Below are 17106 nucleotides of genomic sequence, written 5' to 3'. Positions count from 1 at the left end.
AGGCTGCTCGGCGGCGTTCATTCGCCCGCCTGTGGGCGTAGCGTCCGCGGGCGCGGCATCGCCAGGCGCAACTGCCGGCACCAGCGACCGAAACGGTCGACATAGATGTAGATCACCGGCGTCGTATAGAGGGTGAGGATCTGGCTCAGGATCAGCCCGCCGACGATGGCGATGCCGAGCGGCTGGCGCAGTTCCGCGCCTTCGCCAAGGCCGATGGCCAGCGGCACGGCGCCGAACAATGCCGCCATGGTCGTCATCATGATCGGGCGGAAGCGCAGCAGGCATGCCTGGAAGATGGCGTCATGCGCCGATCTGCCCTCGTTGCGCTCCGCGGCCAGCGCGAAGTCGATCATCATGATCGCGTTCTTCTTGACGATGCCGATCAAGAGGATGATGCCGATCAGCGCCATGATCGAGAACTCGATGTTGACCAGGGTCAGCGCCAGCAAGGCGCCGACGCCGGCCGACGGCAAGGTCGACAGAATGGTCAGCGGGTGCGCGTAGCTTTCATAGAGAATGCCGAGCACGACATAGACGGCGATCAGCGCGGCAAGGATCAGCAGCGGCTGGTCGGAGAGCGAGTCCTGGAAGACGCGCGCCGTGCCCTGGAAACTGCCATGGATGGTTGCCGGCATGCCGATGCGGTCGGCGGCCGCGTTGATGGCCGCGACGCCTTCGCTGAGCGCGACGCCCGGCGCCAGGTTGAACGACAGGGTGGTGGCGACGAACAGGCCCTGATGGTTGACCGACAGCGGCGTGCTGCCAGGGCCGTAATGCGCGACGGTCGACAGCGGCACCATCGTCTCTGCTCCGGTGCTGACCGCCGAACCGGTCGAGGCCGCCGTCCTGCCGGTGCTGGTGATGGAATTGTTGGCCTGGTTGCGCGCGGCGTCGGCGGCGACCGACTGGGCGCTGGTGGACCGGCCTGGTGCGACGAATGTGCCGGCAACCGCATTGCTCGACTGCGAGCCGCCAACCGATCCGCCCGATGTGCTGACATAGACTTTTTTGAGCGCATCGGGGTTCTGCCAATATTGCGGCGCCACCTCCATGATCACGTGGTACTGGTTGCGCTGGACATAGATGGTGGAGACCTGGCGCTGGCCGAAGGCGTCGTAAAGCGTGTTGTCGATCTCGCTGGCTGATATGCCGAGGCGTGTTGCGGTGTCGCGGTCAATGGTGACGTCGGCTTCAAGACCTTTGTTCTGCTGGTCGGAGTTGACGTCGGTGAGCTTGGGCTCTGTTTGCAGCGCCGCCGCCAGCTTCGGCGCCCACTCCGCCAGCTCGTCGAAACTGTCACCTTGCAAGGTGTACTGGTACTGCGCGTTCGACTGGCGCCCGCCGACGCGGATATCCTGCACCGCCTGCAGGAAAAGCGTGGCGCCTGGCACCACAGCCAGTTCGGGCCGCAGCCTGGCGATAACCTGATCGGCGGAGATCTTGCGCTCGGCCAGCGGCTTCAGCGACACGAACATGGAACCGGAATTGGTTTGGCCGCCGCCGGTGAAAGCGACAGCAGCATCGACGGCGGGATCCTTGCTGACGATGCCGGCGAACTGGGTGAGCTTCTGCGACATCGACTGGAAGGAGGTCGCCTGGTCGGCCTGGATCGAGCCGGTCAGCCGTCCGGTGTCCTGCTGCGGGAAGAAGCCTTTTGGGATGGTGACATAGAGGTAGCCATTGAGGCAGAGCGTTGCCGCCAGCACCGCCATGATCAGCAGCGGATTGTCGAGCGCCCAGGACAGCGACCTCCGATAGAAGCCCAGCATGGCCTCGAAGATACCTTCGCTGAAGCGGTAGAGCCGGCCGTGTTCGCGTTGTCCCTCGGGGCGAAGCAGGATCGAGCACATCATCGGCGTGGTGGTCAGCGAGATGGCGAGCGAAACCAGGATCGCCGCCGACAGCGTGATGGCAAATTCGCGGAACAGCCGGCCGACAATGCCGCCCATCAGCAGGATCGGGATGAAGACGGCGATCAGCGACAGGCTCATCGACAGCACGGTGAAGCCGACCTCCTGGGAGCCCTTGATCGCCGCCTCCATGCGGCCCATGCCCGAAGCGGTGTGGCGAGCGATGTTTTCCAGCACGACGATGGCGTCGTCGACGACGAAGCCAGTGGCCACCGTCATCGCCATCAGCGACAGATTGTCGATGCTGAAGCCCATCAGGTACATGGCGCCCAGCGTGCCGACCAGGGATACGGGCACCGCCATGATCGGCACCAGCGCCGAGCGCACGTCGCGCAGGAAAGCGAAGACGACGAGGATCACCAGGCCGATGGCAATCATCAGCGTCTGTGCGACCTCGCTCAGCGAGGCGCGGATGGTGGTCGAACGGTCGACCGCCAGCGACAGGTCGATGGCCGGTGAGATCGAGGCGCGCAGCGTCGGCAGCAGCGCCTTCACCCGGTCGACCGTCGCGATGATGTTGGCGTTGGGCGAGCGGTTGAGGATGATCAGGACGCCCGGCTTGCCGTTGGCCAGACCGGCATTGCGGATGTTTTCGACGGAATCATTGACCTGGCCGACATCGGACAGCCTGACCGGCGCGCCGTTGCGGTAGGCGACGATCAGGGAACGGTAGGCATCCGCCTGGTTGGCCTGGTCGTTGGCGTAGATCTGGTAGCGCTGGTCGCCGACGTCGATGGCGCCCTTGGGGCTGTGGGCGTTGGCCGAGGCGAGTGCGGCGCGCACGTCCTCCAGCCCGATGCCGTAATCGTAGAGCACCTGGGGGTTGAGTTCGACGCGCACCGCCGGTAGCGAACTGCCGCCCACCGACACCTCGCCGATGCCGTCGACCTGCGAGAGTTTCTGCGCCAGCACGGTGCTGGCGGCATCGAAGAGCTGGCCCTTGGACAAAGTGTCCGATGTCATCGACAGGATGAGGATCGGGGCGTCGGCGGGATTGACCTTGCGATAGGTCGGATTGGAGCGCAGGCTGGACGGCAGGTCGGCGCGCGCGGCATTGATAGCCGCCTGGACATCGCGCGCGGCGCCGTCAATGTCGCGGTCCAGCCCGAACTGCAAGGTGATGCGGGCGCTGCCGACGCTGCTGGATGAGGTCATTTCGTTGACGTCGGCGATTTCGCCGAGATGCCGTTCGAGCGGGCTGGCGACGGTGTTGGCCACCACCCGGGGGCTGGCGCCGGGCAGCGAGGCCGATACCGATATCACGGGGTAGTCGACCGCCGGCAGCGGCGCCACCGGCAATTGCGGAAACGCCACCAGCCCGGCCGCCAGCAGGCCGAAGGTCAGCAGCGTCGTCGCCACCGGCCGCCGGATGAAGGGAACCGACAGGTTCATGGCCTGGCGTCCGCCTCCGGAATGCGGGGAAGATTGGGGGCACCGGCAAGATTGGGCTCGATGCCTCGCAGGCGGGCCGAGAGACGATCAAACCAGAGATACATCACAGGCGTGGTGAACAGCGTCAGCAACTGGCTGAGCAGCAGGCCGCCGACGATGGAGACGCCCAAGGGATGGCGCAGTTCCGAGCCGACGCCGGTGCCAAGCATCAGCGGTAGGGCACCCAGCATCGCCGCCAGTGTCGTCATCAGGATCGGGCGGAAACGCAGCAGGCAGGCCTGGTAGATGGCCTCGCGCGGCGCCTTGCCTTCATTGCGCTGCGCGTCGAGGGCGAAGTCGATCATCATGATGGCGTTCTTCTTGACCACGCCGATCAACAGGATGATGCCGATGATCGAGATGGTGGTCAGGTCCTGGCCGGCGATCATCAGCGCCAGCAGCGCGCCGATGCCGGCCGAAGGCAGTGTCGACAGGATGGTGATCGGGTGGATGAAGCTTTCATAGAGCACGCCGAGCACGATATAGACCGTCACCACCGCCGCCAGGATCAGGAACAGCGTGTTGTCGAGCGAAGCCTGGAAGGCACGCGCCGCGCCCTGGAAGCTGGTGATGATGCTGAGCGGCATGCCGATGTCCGCCTGCGCCCTCTCGATCGCGGTGACCGCCTCGCCGAGCGACGCGCCGGGCGCCAGGTTGAACGACACGGTGGTGGCGGGGAATTGCCCCATATGGGTGATCTGCAGCGGCGTGGTGGCGACATGGGTGGTTGCCACCACCGACAACGGCACCGGCGCGCCGCCCGTCGACGAGGGCAGGTAGACGGAGGAGAGCGCCTTGAGCGAATCCTGTTCGGACGGGGCGGCCTCGAGAATGACGCGGGACTGGCTTGACGTGGTGTAGATGGTCGAGACCATGCGCTGGCCGAAAGCGTCGTAGAGCGCGTTGTCGACGGTCGCCGGCGTGATGCCGAAGCGGGCGGCCTGGTCGCGGTCGATGTCGACAAAGACGGCAAGGCCGCTGTTCGACAGGTCGCTGGCGACATCGGCGAGCTGCGGCAGCGTGTTCAGCCTGGCAAGCAGCTTCGGCGTCCATTCTCCCAGTTCCTCGGCGTTGGCGTCCTGGAGCACGAATTGATACTGGGTGCGGCTGACCTGGCCGTCGATGGTCAAGTCCTGCACCGGCTGCATGTAAAGGGTGACGCCGGCCACTGAAGCGGCTTCCTCTTTCAGCCGTGCGATGACCTGCGTGATATCGGCGCTGCGCTGCTCATGCGGTTTTAGGTTGATCAGGATGCGGCCGACATTCATCGTGGTGTTGGTGCCGTCGACGCCGATGAAGGATGACAGGCTGTCGACATCGGGATCCCTAAGGATGATGGCGGCCAGCTGCTGCTGGCGTGGCGCCATCGCGGCATAGGAGATCGACTGCGGCGCTTCGGTGATGGCCTGGATGACACCGGTGTCCTGCACCGGGAAGAACCCCTTGGGGATGACCACGTAGAGGGCCGCCGTCAGCACCAGGGTCGCCGCCGCCACCACGAGCATCAGTGTCTGCCGGTCGAGCACCCAGGTCAGCGCCCGGCCATAGCCGCGGATCACCCAGTCGAAGAAGTCGCGGCTGGCGCGCTGCAGGGCGTTCTCGCGCACCGCCGCCACCGGTTTGAGCAGCTTGGCGCAGGCCATCGGCACCAGCGTCAGCGACACCACGGCGGAGATCAGGATGGTGGTGGCCAGCGTGATGGAGAATTCGCGGAACAGCCGGCCGACGACATCGCCCATGAACAGAAGCGGGATCAGCACCGCGATCAGCGAAACCGTCAGCGAGATGATGGTGAAGCCGATCTGCTGCGAGCCTTTCAGCGCCGCCTCTAGCGGTGTCGCGCCCTCCTCGACATAGCGCGCGACATTCTCGATGACGACGATGGCGTCATCGACGACGAAGCCGGTGGCGATGGTCAGCGCCATCAGCGACAGATTGTCGAGGCTGAAGCCGAACAGATACATGACGCCAAGCGTGCCGACCAGCGACAGGGGCACCGACAGGCTTGGGATCAGCGTGGCGCGCGCGCTGCGCAGGAAGACGAAAATCACCAGCACGACCAGGATGATCGACAGCGTCAGCTCGTATTCGACGTCGCGCACCGAGGCGCGGATGGTCGTGGTACGATCGGTCAGCACCTTGACGTCGACGGCATTTGGCAGCGAGGCCTGCAGCTGCGGCAGCAGCGCCTTGATGCGGTCGACCACGTCGATGACGTTGGCGCCGGGCTGGCGCTGGATGTTGAGGATGATCGCCGGCGTGCTGTTCATCCAGGCCGCGAGTCGGTTGTTCTCGGTGGCGTCGACCACATCGGCCACATCGCTCAGCCGCACCGGCGCGCCGTCCTTGTAGGCGACGATCAGCGAGCGGTATTCGTCGGCGCTCTTCAGCTGGTCGTTGGCGTTGACGGTGTAGGCGCGCGACGGTCCGTCGAAATTGCCTTTCGGCGTGTTGACGTTGGCGCTGCCCAAAGTGGTGCGCAGATCGTCGAGGTTGAGACCGTAGGCGGCGAGCTTGCGTGGATCGGCCTGGACGCGCACGGCGGGGCGCTGACCGCCGCTGAGGCTGACGAGGCCGACGCCCGGCAGCTGCGATATCTTCTGCGCCAGCCTGGTATCGGCAAGCTGCTGCAACGTCGCGCTGCGGCATGGTCGCCGAGGTCAGGCCGAGGGTGAGCACCGGTGCGTCGGCCGGGTTGACCTTGGCATAGATCGGCGGCGCCGGCAGGTCGGCCGGCAGCAGATTGCCGGCAGCGTTGATGGCGGCCTGCACCTCCTGCTCGGCGACATCGAGCGAGATCGCCAGGCTGAACTGCAGCGTGATGACGGAGGAGCCGGCCGAGCTCACCGAGTTCATCTGGTTGAGGTTGGCGATCTGGCCGAGCTGGACTTCCAGCGGCGCGGTGACCGAGGACGTCATCACGTCAGGGCTGGCACCGGGATAGAAGGTCTGCACCTGGATGGTGGGATAATCGACCTCGGGCAGGGCCGAGACGGGCAAATAGCGATAGGCCAGCAGGCCGGACAGCATGATGGCGACCATGAACAGCGAAGTCGCCACCGGCCGCAGGATGAAGGCTCGTGACGGGCTCATTGCTGTTGCCCGGACCCCGACTGCCCCGAGTCCGAATGTCGATGCTTGTGGCCCTTGCCCTTGTGCTTGCCTGAGTTGTCTGGATTCGGAGCGTCCGCCACCGGCTGGTTGGGCGCCTGCGCCTGAGTTGGCGGCGCTGTCTCTGCCGGCGCAGGCGTTGATGTCTGCGAGGGCGCCTGTGCCTGTGCCGGGGCCGGCGCCTGGCCGTCCTGCTGAAGGTTGATATGGGCGCCGTCGCGGAGCTTGTCGGCGCCGTCGACGACGACGCGGTCGCCGGGGTTAAGGCCGGCGAGGATCTCGACGTGTTCGCCATTGGTGACGCCAAGCGTGACCTTGCGCACGGCGACCGTGCTGTCGGGATTGACCAGATAGACGAAGGTGCCGGGCAGGCCGCGCTGGATCGCGGCGATCGGGGCGATCGCCACGTCCTTGTGCTCGTCGACGAGAAGCGAGACGTTGACGAACTGGTTCGGATAGAGGAGGCGCGCTTCGTTGGCGAAACCCGCCCGCAGCTTGATGGTGCCGGTGCTTGGATCGATCTGGCTGTCGAAGGTCTCGAGCTGGCCGTCGGCGAGCTTCTTGGCCCCGGCGCGGTCGAAGGCAGTGGTGGGCAGCGTGGCGCCCTCCTGCATGCGTTGCGCGATCGCGGGCAACTCATCCTCGGGCACGGTGAACAGCACGCTGATCGGCTGCACCTGGGTGATGATGACGATGCCGTTGGCATCGCTAGGGGTTACGTAGTTGCCCTGATCGACCTGGCGCAGGCCGGCGCGTCCATCGACTGGAGACAGGATGCGGCAATAATCGAGATTGAGGGTGGCGGTCTGTATCATCGCCTGATCGACCTGGACGGAGCCCTGGTCCTGCGCGACAAGGGCGACCTGCGCGTCGAGGGTCTGCGGCGTCGCCGTCCCCTGGGCCACCAGCTTCTGGTCGCGAACGAGATCGAGCCCGGCATCCCTGAGCATGGCCTGGTCGCGCACCAGCTGGCCTTGGGCCTGGGCGAGCGCCGCCTGGAAGGGGCGGGGATCGATCTCGGCCAGCAGGTCGCCCTTCTTGACGTCCTGGCCTTCCTTGAAATTCACCTGGATGAGCGGGCCGGTGACCTGCGGCTTGACGGTGACGGTGGAGAGCGAGGTCACCGTGCCGAGCGCGTTGAGGGTGACGTCTATCGTGCCTTTTTCGATGGCGGCGGCGCCGATTGTCGTCGGCTGCGCGCCGCGTCTGCCGCCGGGCTGTCTGGCCTCGACATGCGGACGCTGATAGAGATAGGCGCCGGTTGCGGCGACAATGGCAATGAAGATCAGCCACGGAATCCAGCCACGCGAACGGCGTGGCGCGACGGTCGTCTGCAGCGGCATTTCCAATTGCTGGTCCATGGCGGCATCTTTCACCCCCATCGACCAATATGGCCGAACCCTTACGAAGTCGAATTAACAGTTGGACAGGTTTGGCCCGGTCTTGCGGACCACTCAATCGCCCTCACTCGGCCGCTTGAACGCGGTTCGCCTGGATGATGGCGCGGATCTCCGACCGGCAGGAGCCGCAATTGGTGCCGGCCTTCAGCGCGCCGCCGATGGCCTCGACCGTGGTGCAGCCGGCCGCCACCGCGGCCACGATCTGGTTGGCTCCGACGTTGAAACAGGAGCAGACGGTGGCGCCTGCATCGGGCCGTTCGGCACCGGCGCGGCCGGCGACGATCCGGAAGCGCTCGCGCTGGCTGGCGTGGACTTCTTCAAGCTGTTCCGCCGCCCAGCCGCGCGACACCGCGACCGGGCCGGGTGCGACGAACAAGGCGCCCATGAGGCGCTCGCCATCGAAGGCGGCGATGCGGTGCTGGCCGGCGTCGCGGTCGTGATAGGCGAGCATTTCGGCTGCGGGGGCACCGAAGAGCGAGCCGGCAAAGGCTGTCCAGTCGATAGCGTCGTCGGCAAAGGCAAGCTCGACCCGCCATCCGCCCCGGCACTTGGCAACCGCCCAATAGCTCGCGTCAATCCGTTCCGGCTTCTGGCGCATCACGGCGAAACCAAAGGCCTTGGCGACAAATCTCTCGATGCGGGCCGCGACATGCTTCAACGCGGGTTGGCCTGAGACCGGATCGATGAGCGGTGCGGTCAGTGCGTCGAGCCGGCCTTTTGCCGCGAACTGATCGGTCCAGTGCATCGGCGCGAAGACGCTGCCCGGGCGCTGGCGGGGCGTGATCAAGGCGCGAACCAGCACGTCGCCGCGCGGGCTGGCAATACGCACGATGTCGGCGTCGCCGATGCCGTGGTGCTGCGCGTCCACGGGGTGGATTTCGACAAAGGGCTCGGCGATGTGCTGGGACAGACGCGGGCTTTTGCCGGTGCGCGTCATGGTGTGCCAGTGGTCGCGGATCCGGCCGGTGTTCAGGATGAGGGGGAAATCGGATGTGGCGCGGGTTTCGGTGGTGGCGCGGATGGCGATGAAGCGTGCCTTGCGGTCGGGTGTGTAGAAATTGCCGTTGGCGAAGAAGCGAATGGGTTGGTGCTCCGTAGTGCCGCCTCGTGGGCTGGGGGCTGGCCATTGGAATGGCTCAAGTGATGCATAACTTTCAGCATCGGCCCCGGCATACGCACCGATATCGAAATCCCGCGCACCATCATTCTCGAACCCGGACAGCGCGGCGTGCTCACCAAAAATCTCCGCCGGCGTCTCGTGCCCAAACGCCTCGCCAAATCCCATCCGCCGCGCCACCTCCGCGATGATCCACCAGTCGGGCCTCGCTTCGCCGGGCGCCGCCAGAAACGACCGCTGGCGCGAGATGCGGCGCTCCGAATTGGTGACGGTGCCGTCCTTCTCGCCCCAGGCGGTGGCGGGCAGTCGAACATGGGCGTGACGCACTGTGTCCGTGCTGGCCAGCACATCCGACACCACGACGAACGGGCAAGCCTTGATCGCCGCTTCGACAGCATCGGCGTCCGGCATCGAATCGACCGGATTGGTCGCCATGATCCACAGCGCCTTGATGCGCCCGTCGGCAACGGCTTGAAACATCTCGACCGCCTTCAGGCCGGGCTTTTGCGCGACATCGGGCGCGTTCCAGAAGCGGCGCACACGGTCGCGGTGTTCGGGGTTGTCGATCTCCATATGGGCGGCGAGCATGTTGGCCATGCCGCCGACCTCGCGGCCGCCCATGGCGTTGGGCTGGCCGGTCACCGAGAACGGCCCGGCTCCCGGCCTGCCGATGCGACCGGTGGCGAGATGGCAATTGATGATGGCGTTGACCTTGTCGGTGCCGGACGACGACTGGTTCACGCCCTGGCTGTAAACGGTCACCGTCTTCGCGGTCGCGGCAAACAGGCTGTAGAAGCGGGTGAGTTCGTCCTCGCTCAGACCGGTGGCGGCAGCGATTCCGCCAAGATCGAGCGCCGACGCCGCGAAAAGCGCTTGTCCGAAGCCGGTCGTGTGCGCGGTGATGTAGGAGCGGTCGAGTGCGTTGTGCTGGCCGAGCCAGGCGAGCAGGCCGGTGAACAGAGCGACGTCGCCATCCGCCGCGATCGCCAGATGCATGTCGGCGATATCAGATGTCATGGTGCGGCGCGGGTCGATCAGCACGATCTTCATCTCCGGCCGCTTTTCCCGGGCGGCGGCAATGCGCTGGTAGAGCACGGGATGGCACCAGGCGAGGTTGGAACCGACCAGCACGATGAGGTCGGCGATTTCCAGATCCTCATAGGTTCCCGGCACCGTGTCGGAGCCGAAGGCACGGCGGTGGCCGGCGACCGACGAGGCCATGCAGAGGCGCGAATTGGTGTCGATGTTGGCCGAGCCGACAAAACCCTTCATCAGCTTGTTGGCGAGGTAATAATCCTCGGTCAGTAGTTGGCCCGAGACATAGAAGGCGACCGCATCCGGCCCGTGCTCGGCGATGGTTTGCGAAAAGGTCGAGGCGACGCGGTCGAGTGCCTCGTCCCAGCCGACGCGGCGGTCGTGTATTTCGGGATGAAGCAGCCGGCCGTCGAGGTCGATGGTCTCGGCCAGTGCAGAGCCCTTGGAGCAGACGCGGCCGAAATTCGCGGGATGATCGGGGTCGCCGCGGACGGACACTTGCCCGTCCGCGGCGACCTTCGCCAGCACGCCGCAGCCCACCCCGCAATAGGGGCAGGTGGTCCTCACCTCGCGTGCTGTGTCGATCTCCATGTTCAGGCGGCGCGGCTGGCCAGCGCTTCCAGCGCCAGGAACAGGCGTTCGCCCTCGACCTTGACCGGAATGGTGCGCACCACGCCCTCGTCGGCGCCGAGCGCCTTGCCGGTCTCCAGCGAGATCACCCAATTGTGCAGGGGACAGGTCACCGCCGCGCCATGGACAATGCCCTGGCTGAGCGGCCCGCCCTTGTGCGGGCAATGGTCGTCGATGGCATAGACCTGATCGTCCTGGGTGCGGAAGACCGCGACCTTGCCTTGCGGGGTGGCCACGCAGCGCGCGCCACGCCGCGGGATGTCGGAGATGGTGCCGATGGCGATCCAGTTCATGTGAATTCCCTTTTTGCGCGTGTTCTTAACCGAAAACCGGTTCCCACTTTTCGGGAACACGCGCTCACTCCGCCGCCTCGGCAAACCCGACCGAAGCCATCGGCCGGAACTCGTGCTTGTCCTTGCCGGAGACGCGCTCCGACCATGGGTCGACCTGGGCGAATTTCTGGCTGAAGACGAAGCGGTCGTAATAGGCCTTGCGCTTCTCGCCATCGTCCATGATCTGGCGCTTGATCTCGGGGATGCCGATACGCTTGGCCCATTTGTAGATGCGTTCGAGATAGCGGCCCTGCTCGCGGTACATCTGGGTCAGCGCGACGATGTGCTCCAGCGCTTCGTCTTCTGTCTTCACAAGACCGAGCACTTCGGTGCCCTTGATGTCGAGGCCGGCGGCGCCGGCGAAGTGGATCTCGTAGCCGCTGTCGACGCAGATGACGCCGACATCCTTGCAGGTCGCCTCGGCGCAGTTCCTCGGGCAGCCCGACACCGCCATCTTGACCTTGGCCGGCGTCCACGAACCCCACATGAATTTTTCGATACGGATGCCGAGACCTGTCGAATCCTGCGTGCCGAAGCGGCACCAGTCGGAGCCGACGCAGGTCTTCACCGTGCGCAGGCCCTTTGCATAGGCATGACCGGAGACGAAACCGGCCTGGCCGAGATCGGCCCACACCGCCGGCAAATCTTCCTTGCGGATGCCCAGCATGTCGATGCGCTGGCCGCCGGTGACCTTGACCATCGGGATCTCGAACTTGTCGACGACGTCGGCGATGGCGCGCAGTTCGGCGGCGTTGGTGACGCCGCCCCACATGCGCGGAACCACCGAATATGTGCCGTCCTTCTGGATGTTGGCGTGCACCCGCTCATTGATGAAGCGCGACTGATAGTCGTCGGCATAGTCGTTTGGCCAGTCGCAAACGAGGTAGTAGTTGAGCGCCGGACGGCATTTGGCGCAGCCGCAGGAGGTCTTCCATTCCAGCTCCTGCATGACGGCGGGAATAGTCTTCAGGTGCTTGGCCTTGATCAGCCGGCGCACCTCGTCATGGCCGAGCGTGGTGCAGGAGCACATGGGTTGGACGGCCGCCGGGTTGTATGTGTCGCCGAGGGTCAGCACCATCAGCTTCTCGACCAGCCCGGTGCAGGAGCCGCACGAGGCCGACGCCTTGGTGTGGGCGCGCACGTCGTCGAGCGAGGTCAGGCCTTTGGCCGTGATCGCGCCGGTGATCTTTCCCTTGCAAACGCCGTTGCAGCCGCAGATTTCCGCATCATCCGGCAAGGCTGCAACGGCCGCCATAGGGTCCAGCGGGGCACCCCCTGGTAGGACTGGCCGAAGATGAGCGTGTCGCGCATCTCCGAAATATCGGTTTGCTTCTTCTTGAGGTCGTTGAACCAGGCGCCATCTGACGTCTCGCCGTAGAGCACCGTGCCGATGATGCGGTCGTCCTTAAGCACCAGCCGCTTGTAGACACCGGCTGAAGCATCGCGCAGCACAATCTCCTGGCGGTCGTCGCCATCGGCGAAGTCGCCGAGCGAGAACAGCTCGATGCCGGTGACCTTGAGCTTGGTCGGCGTGTCCGAATGGACGAAAGCAGCGGTCTCGTCGCCGGCAAGCTGGCTGGCGGCAACGCGTGCCATCTCATAGAGTGGTGCCACCAGCCCGTAGACCATGCCGTTGACCTCGGCGCATTCGCCGAGCGCGTAGATGTCGGGGTCGTTGCTGCGCATGCCGGCATCGACAACGATACCTCTGTTAACGGCGATGCCGGCATCTTTCGCCAGCGCCGAATTCGGCCGGATACCGACGGCCATGACCACCAGGGTCGCCGGTATGATGGTGCCATCGGCGAGTTCCACCTGCTCGACCTTGCCGTTGCCCGTGATCGCCTGCGTGTTGGCCTTGGTGATGACCTTGATGCCGCGTTGCTCCACCGCGCGCTGCAAGAGGTAGCCGGCGGCCGGATCAAGCTGGCGCTCCATCAGCGTCGGCATAACATGCAGCACGGTGACGTCCATGCCTTGCGCGTTGAGGCCGGCCGCGGCCTCCAGGCCGAGCAGGCCGCCGCCTATGACGACCGCCTTGGCCCGCGACTGGGCGGCAAGCATCATGGCGCGTACGTCGTCGAGATCTCGGTAGGTCAGCACGCCGGGCAGATTGTGGCCCGGCACCGGGATGATGAACGGCACTGAGCCGGTGGCGATGACGAGCTTGTCGTAGGGCTCGGTTACGCCGTGATCGGAGGTGACGGTCTTCGCCTGCCGGTCGATGGCAATGATCTTGTGGCCCTTGTAGAGGGTGATGCCGTGCTTGATGTACCAGCCGTCACCATGGATGATGATCTCCTCATAATCCTTTTCGCCCGACAGCACCGGCGACAGCATGATGCGGTCGTAGTTCACACGCGGCTCGGCGTTGAAGATGGTGACCTGGTAGAGGCCGGGCGCCTTTTCCAGCAGATGCTCCAGCATGCGCCCTGGCGCCATGCCGTTGCCGATGATGACGAGTTTCTCTGTCATGTCCGGTCTCACTCAGCCGCGTAGGAAAGGGGTGAAGGTTCGGCGGATGCCACGCGCTCCATGCGCCGGATGGAGACATGCATCCAGGCAAGGCAGGTGACGACGATGACGAAGAGCAGCATGAAGCAACTCGACCACACGCCGGTGAGGTCGTTGAGGGCGCCGAAGGCGATCGGCAGGATGAAGCCGCCGAGCCCGCCGATCATGCCCACCACACCACCGACCGCGCCGACACTCTGCGGATAGTAGGCCGGGATGTGCTTGTAGACGGCGGCCTTGCCGAGGCTCATGAAAAAGCCGAGCACGCAGGCGACGGCGATGAAGGCGAGCGGGCCGATCTCGAAATGGAAGGCGATCGGCCCGCTAATGCCGCGCACGACGTAGTCTGCCGAGGGGAGAGACAGAACGAGAGTCGCGACGGCACTGACGGCGAACGTCGAATAGAGTACGGTCCGGGCGCCGATCCGGTCGGCAAGCACGCCGCCATAGGCGCGGAACACACTTGCGGGAATTGAATAGGCGGCGCCGATCATGCCGGCGGTCGCAAGCCCGAAGCCGTAGACGCCGATCAGGTAGCGCGGCAGCCACAGCGACAGCGCCACGAACGCGCCAAAGGCGAAGAAGTAGTAGAAGGCGAAGCGCCAGACCTGCACATTCTTGAGCGGCGCGAATTCCTGCCAGAAGCTTCTCGTGGGTGCTGCCTTGCCGGCGCGGCGCTCGCGGATGACGGGATCATCGCCGGTGGTGAACCAGAAGATGGCGGCCATGACGACGAGCGCTGCCGCCCAGATCAGAGCCACCGACTGCCAGCCCCAGGAGAGAAGCACGAAGGGCGCCAGGAATTTGGTGACCGCGGCCCCGACATTGCCTGCGCCGAAGATACCGAGGGCCGTGCCCTGCTTGTCGGCCGGGAAGAAGCGCGAGACATAGGACACGCCGACAGCGAAGGAGCCGCCGGCGAGCCCGACGCCGAGCGCGGCAACCAGCATCTGCCCGTAGGTGTGCGCGAAAGCCAGCAGGAGGGTCGCAACCGCCGCCGCAAGCATGGTCGCGGTGTAGACCAGCCGCCCGCCAAAGCGGTCGGTCCAGACGCCGAGCACCATGCGCACGAGCGAACCGGTGAGGATCGGCGTGCCGACGAGCAGGCCGAACTGCGTCTCGTTCAGTCCGAGCTCCTGCTTTATGCGCACGCCGATGATTGAAAAGATCGTCCACACCGCGAAGCATACGGTGAAGGCGATTGTGGACATCACAAGCGCCTGCCGGGGAGCACTGTCCTGGCTGGGCGCGGCTGGGAGATTTGCGGTCAATGTCTGGCTCCGGTTTGCGGCGTGGGAGGCGCCGCGGATATTTTGTGGGTGAATGGTCAGCGGCGCGGCATCGATGGGGGCAACGAGACCGGGTTCGCGACGGTCAAGTCCTTGCTTTGGGTCTTGGCGCCGATCGGAAACAGCAGGAGCGCGGCGGTGAACAGTGCCGCCGTCAGCGCGCTGCTGGCCAGAAAATCGCGGCGCGTGAAGTCCGCGAGGGATGCGCCAGTTCCGATCCGTTTCGTCATCGTCGTCTCCGGTTGGGCGCCGCTTGGACCAGCGCCGTCGATCGCGCAAAAAACAAAAAAGCCGCCGGCCAGGTCTTCGCGCGTCCGTCCATCCGGGATCGCGCATTGACCTGAGCGGCAGCTTTGCCTGTGGCGCCCGCCATTGGACGCCGTGTCACTTGGCCCTTGCGGACCTACATTCTGCAAAGCAGGAAGCGTGCCAATTCGACAGCGCCCTAGATTATCGAATGAAATCAATGTGGACCGCAGCTGGGCGACTTTTGACCGAGCCCGGCAGCGGATCAAAGATTAGTCAGACTGCCTTGCACGGCAGCATAATATTTGTGCAGTGCGGTAGGCTGCCTATTGTCGATGCAGATTGCCAATTGGCGATGATTGCGCGTTTTTCGGTCATGATCTTACTCCGCGGCTGCGACGAAGCGGTGGCGCTCGTAGAGGAACTTCAGCACCGCCTCGCGGCAGCGCAGGAAGGTGCGGTCGGAGGAAAGCTCGACACGCCGGCGTGGTCGGGCCAGCGGCACGGCAAGCACCTCGCCGATGGTCGCGGCCGGGCCGTTGGTCATCATCACGATACGGTCGGACAAGAGCACGGCTTCATCTACATCGTGGGTGATCATGATGGTCGTCGAGTCCAGCCTCGAATGGATGTCCATCACCGCGTCCTGCAGATGGGCGCGCGTCAGCGCGTCGAGCGCGCCGAACGGCTCGTCGAGCAGCAGGATCTTCGGCTCCATGGCCAGCGCGCGTGCAATGCCGACACGCTGCTTCATGCCGCCGGAAATTTCGGCCGGGCGCTTGTCCCTGGCATGCGCCATCTGCACGAGGTCGAGATTGCGCATGATCCAGTCGTGCCGCTCCGCTCGGCTCTTGCTGCGGCGGAAGACCTTGGATACTGCGAGGTTGATGTTCTCGTAGACGGTGAGCCAAGGCAGCAGCGAGTGGTTCTGGAACACCACGGCGCGTTCCGGGCCGGGGCTGTCGACCTCCTTGTTTTCGAGCAGCACGGCGCCGGCGGATACATTCGTCAGGCCGGCGATCAGGTTGAGCAAGGTCGACTTGCCGCACCCGGAATGGCCGATGATGGAGACGAATTCTCCCTTGTTGATGGTCAGCTTGATGTCCTTCAGCACCTCGCTGACCTGACCGCCGCGCGAAAAGGATTTGTCGATATGGTCGAGCTTCAGATAGGCCGTCATCTTGCCCTCCTCATTTTGCCGTTGTGCCGCGGGTGACAAAGGCGCCGACCGCCGCGACCAGCCGGTCGAGGCAGAAGCCGGTGACGCCGATATAGGCGAGCGCGACGATGATGTCGGGCAGCCGCGACGAGTTCCAGGCGTCCCAGATGAAGAAGCCGATGCCGACGCCGCCGGTCAGCATTTCGGCGGCGACGATGGCGAGCCAGGACAGGCCGATGCCGATGCGCAGACCGGTGAAGATGTAGGGGCGCGCGGCCGGCACCATGATCTTGACGAAGAATTCGAACGGGTTGAGCCGCAGGATGCGGGCGACGTTGCGGTAATCCTGCGGGATGTTGCGCACGCCGACGGCGGTGTTGATGATGATCGGCCAGATCGACGTGATGAAGATGACGAACAGCGCCGACGGGCTGGAATCGCGGAACGCCGCCAGCGACAGTGGCAGCCAGGCCAGCGGCGGTACGGTGCGCAGGATCTGGAACACCGGATCGAGGCCGCGCATCGCCCAGACCGACTGGCCGACCAGCGCGCCGAGCGCTACCCCGACCACCGCCGCCATGCCGAAGCCGATGGCGACGCGCTGCAGCGAGATAAGCACCCGCCACGCCAGCCCGATATCCTGCGGGCCGTTGTCGAAGAACGGATGCGCGATCAGGTCATAGGCCTCGTTCCACACCTGGCTCGGCGGCGGCAGGCTTGATGTGGGTGACGAGCAGGCGACCTGCCAGACGACGAGCAGGACGAGGATGACGACGGCCGGCGGCACCAGCGCCGTCGCCAGCTTGCCGGCAATGGCGAGCGGGTCGACGCGGCGCCGGGCCTTGGCTGTGAAGGTGACCAGTTCGGCGGGCTTTGCCGGAAACGCCTTCACCTTGGTGTCCTCGATGGTTTGGATGGACATGTCTTGGAAA

8 protein-coding genes and 2 pseudogenes are annotated in these 17106 nt (G+C 65.2%); all 10 read right to left on the bottom strand.

Features of this window, described 5'->3' with window-relative positions:
• Positions 1 to 17: 17 nt before the first annotated feature.
• The gene (locus tag HB778_RS07475; RefSeq protein WP_183462701.1) at positions 18 to 3302 is read right to left on the bottom strand and encodes an efflux RND transporter permease subunit; all 3285 of its coding nucleotides are present in this window, start codon (positions 3300 to 3302) and stop codon (positions 18 to 20) included.
• Positions 3299 to 6434, bottom strand: a pseudogene (locus tag HB778_RS07470) (MdtB/MuxB family multidrug efflux RND transporter permease subunit). Before HB778_RS07470 ends, HB778_RS07475 begins: the two are co-directional and overlap by 4 nt.
• Positions 6431 to 7813 (bottom strand): efflux RND transporter periplasmic adaptor subunit, encoded by a 1383-nt coding sequence (locus HB778_RS07465; RefSeq protein ID WP_183462699.1) that lies wholly within the window; start codon positions 7811 to 7813, stop codon positions 6431 to 6433. Before HB778_RS07465 ends, HB778_RS07470 begins: the two are co-directional and overlap by 4 nt.
• 103 nt (positions 7814 to 7916) lie before the next feature.
• Positions 7917 to 10595, bottom strand: coding sequence for a nitrate reductase (locus tag HB778_RS07460; protein WP_183462697.1), 2679 nt, complete (start codon positions 10593 to 10595; stop codon positions 7917 to 7919).
• A gap of 2 nt (positions 10596 to 10597) precedes the next feature.
• Complete coding sequence (gene nirD, locus HB778_RS07455; protein ID WP_095199294.1) at positions 10598 to 10927, bottom strand: nitrite reductase small subunit NirD; 330 nt, start codon at positions 10925 to 10927, stop codon at positions 10598 to 10600.
• Between the two features lie 64 nt (positions 10928 to 10991).
• Positions 10992 to 13441: pseudogene (gene nirB, locus HB778_RS07450) on the bottom strand (nitrite reductase large subunit NirB).
• A gap of 8 nt (positions 13442 to 13449) precedes the next feature.
• Positions 13450 to 14691, bottom strand: coding sequence for an MFS transporter (locus HB778_RS07445; protein ID WP_244661861.1), 1242 nt, complete (start codon positions 14689 to 14691; stop codon positions 13450 to 13452).
• A 116-nt stretch (positions 14692 to 14807) separates the two neighbouring features.
• The gene (locus tag HB778_RS07440) at positions 14808 to 14999 is read right to left on the bottom strand and encodes a twin-arginine translocation signal domain-containing protein (RefSeq protein ID WP_183462693.1); all 192 of its coding nucleotides are present in this window, start codon (positions 14997 to 14999) and stop codon (positions 14808 to 14810) included.
• A 398-nt stretch (positions 15000 to 15397) separates the two neighbouring features.
• On the bottom strand, positions 15398 to 16195 hold the full coding sequence (locus HB778_RS07435) for an ABC transporter ATP-binding protein (protein WP_183462691.1): 798 nt from the start codon (positions 16193 to 16195) through the stop codon (positions 15398 to 15400).
• A gap of 10 nt (positions 16196 to 16205) precedes the next feature.
• A complete protein-coding gene (gene ntrB / locus HB778_RS07430; protein WP_183462689.1) occupies positions 16206 to 17096 on the bottom strand; it encodes a nitrate ABC transporter permease in 891 nt (296 codons plus the stop codon).
• Positions 17097 to 17106 lie beyond the last annotated feature (10 nt).

This window comes from Mesorhizobium huakuii, assembly GCF_014189455.1.
In the GTDB taxonomy this organism is placed as follows: domain Bacteria; phylum Pseudomonadota; class Alphaproteobacteria; order Rhizobiales; family Rhizobiaceae; genus Mesorhizobium; species Mesorhizobium huakuii_A.
This window is presented reverse-complemented; position numbering and strand designations above follow the sequence as displayed.

Excerpts from the sequence above, each read along its gene's own strand:
- nirD (WP_095199294.1), bottom strand. The coding sequence starts at position 10,927 with ATGAACTGGATCGCCATCGGCACCATCTCCGACATCCCGCGGCGTGGC.
- HB778_RS07465 (WP_183462699.1), bottom strand. The coding sequence starts at position 7,813 with ATGGACCAGCAATTGGAAATGCCGCTGCAGACGACCGTCGCGCCACGC.
- HB778_RS07475 (WP_183462701.1), bottom strand. The coding sequence starts at position 3,302 with ATGAACCTGTCGGTTCCCTTCATCCGGCGGCCGGTGGCGACGACGCTG.
- HB778_RS07440 (WP_183462693.1), bottom strand. The coding sequence starts at position 14,999 with ATGACGAAACGGATCGGAACTGGCGCATCCCTCGCGGACTTCACGCGC.
- ntrB (WP_183462689.1), bottom strand. The coding sequence starts at position 17,096 with ATGTCCATCCAAACCATCGAGGACACCAAGGTGAAGGCGTTTCCGGCA.
- HB778_RS07445 (WP_244661861.1), bottom strand. The coding sequence starts at position 14,691 with ATGTCCACAATCGCCTTCACCGTATGCTTCGCGGTGTGGACGATCTTT.
- HB778_RS07435 (WP_183462691.1), bottom strand. The coding sequence starts at position 16,195 with ATGACGGCCTATCTGAAGCTCGACCATATCGACAAATCCTTTTCGCGC.
- HB778_RS07460 (WP_183462697.1), bottom strand. The coding sequence starts at position 10,595 with ATGGAGATCGACACAGCACGCGAGGTGAGGACCACCTGCCCCTATTGC.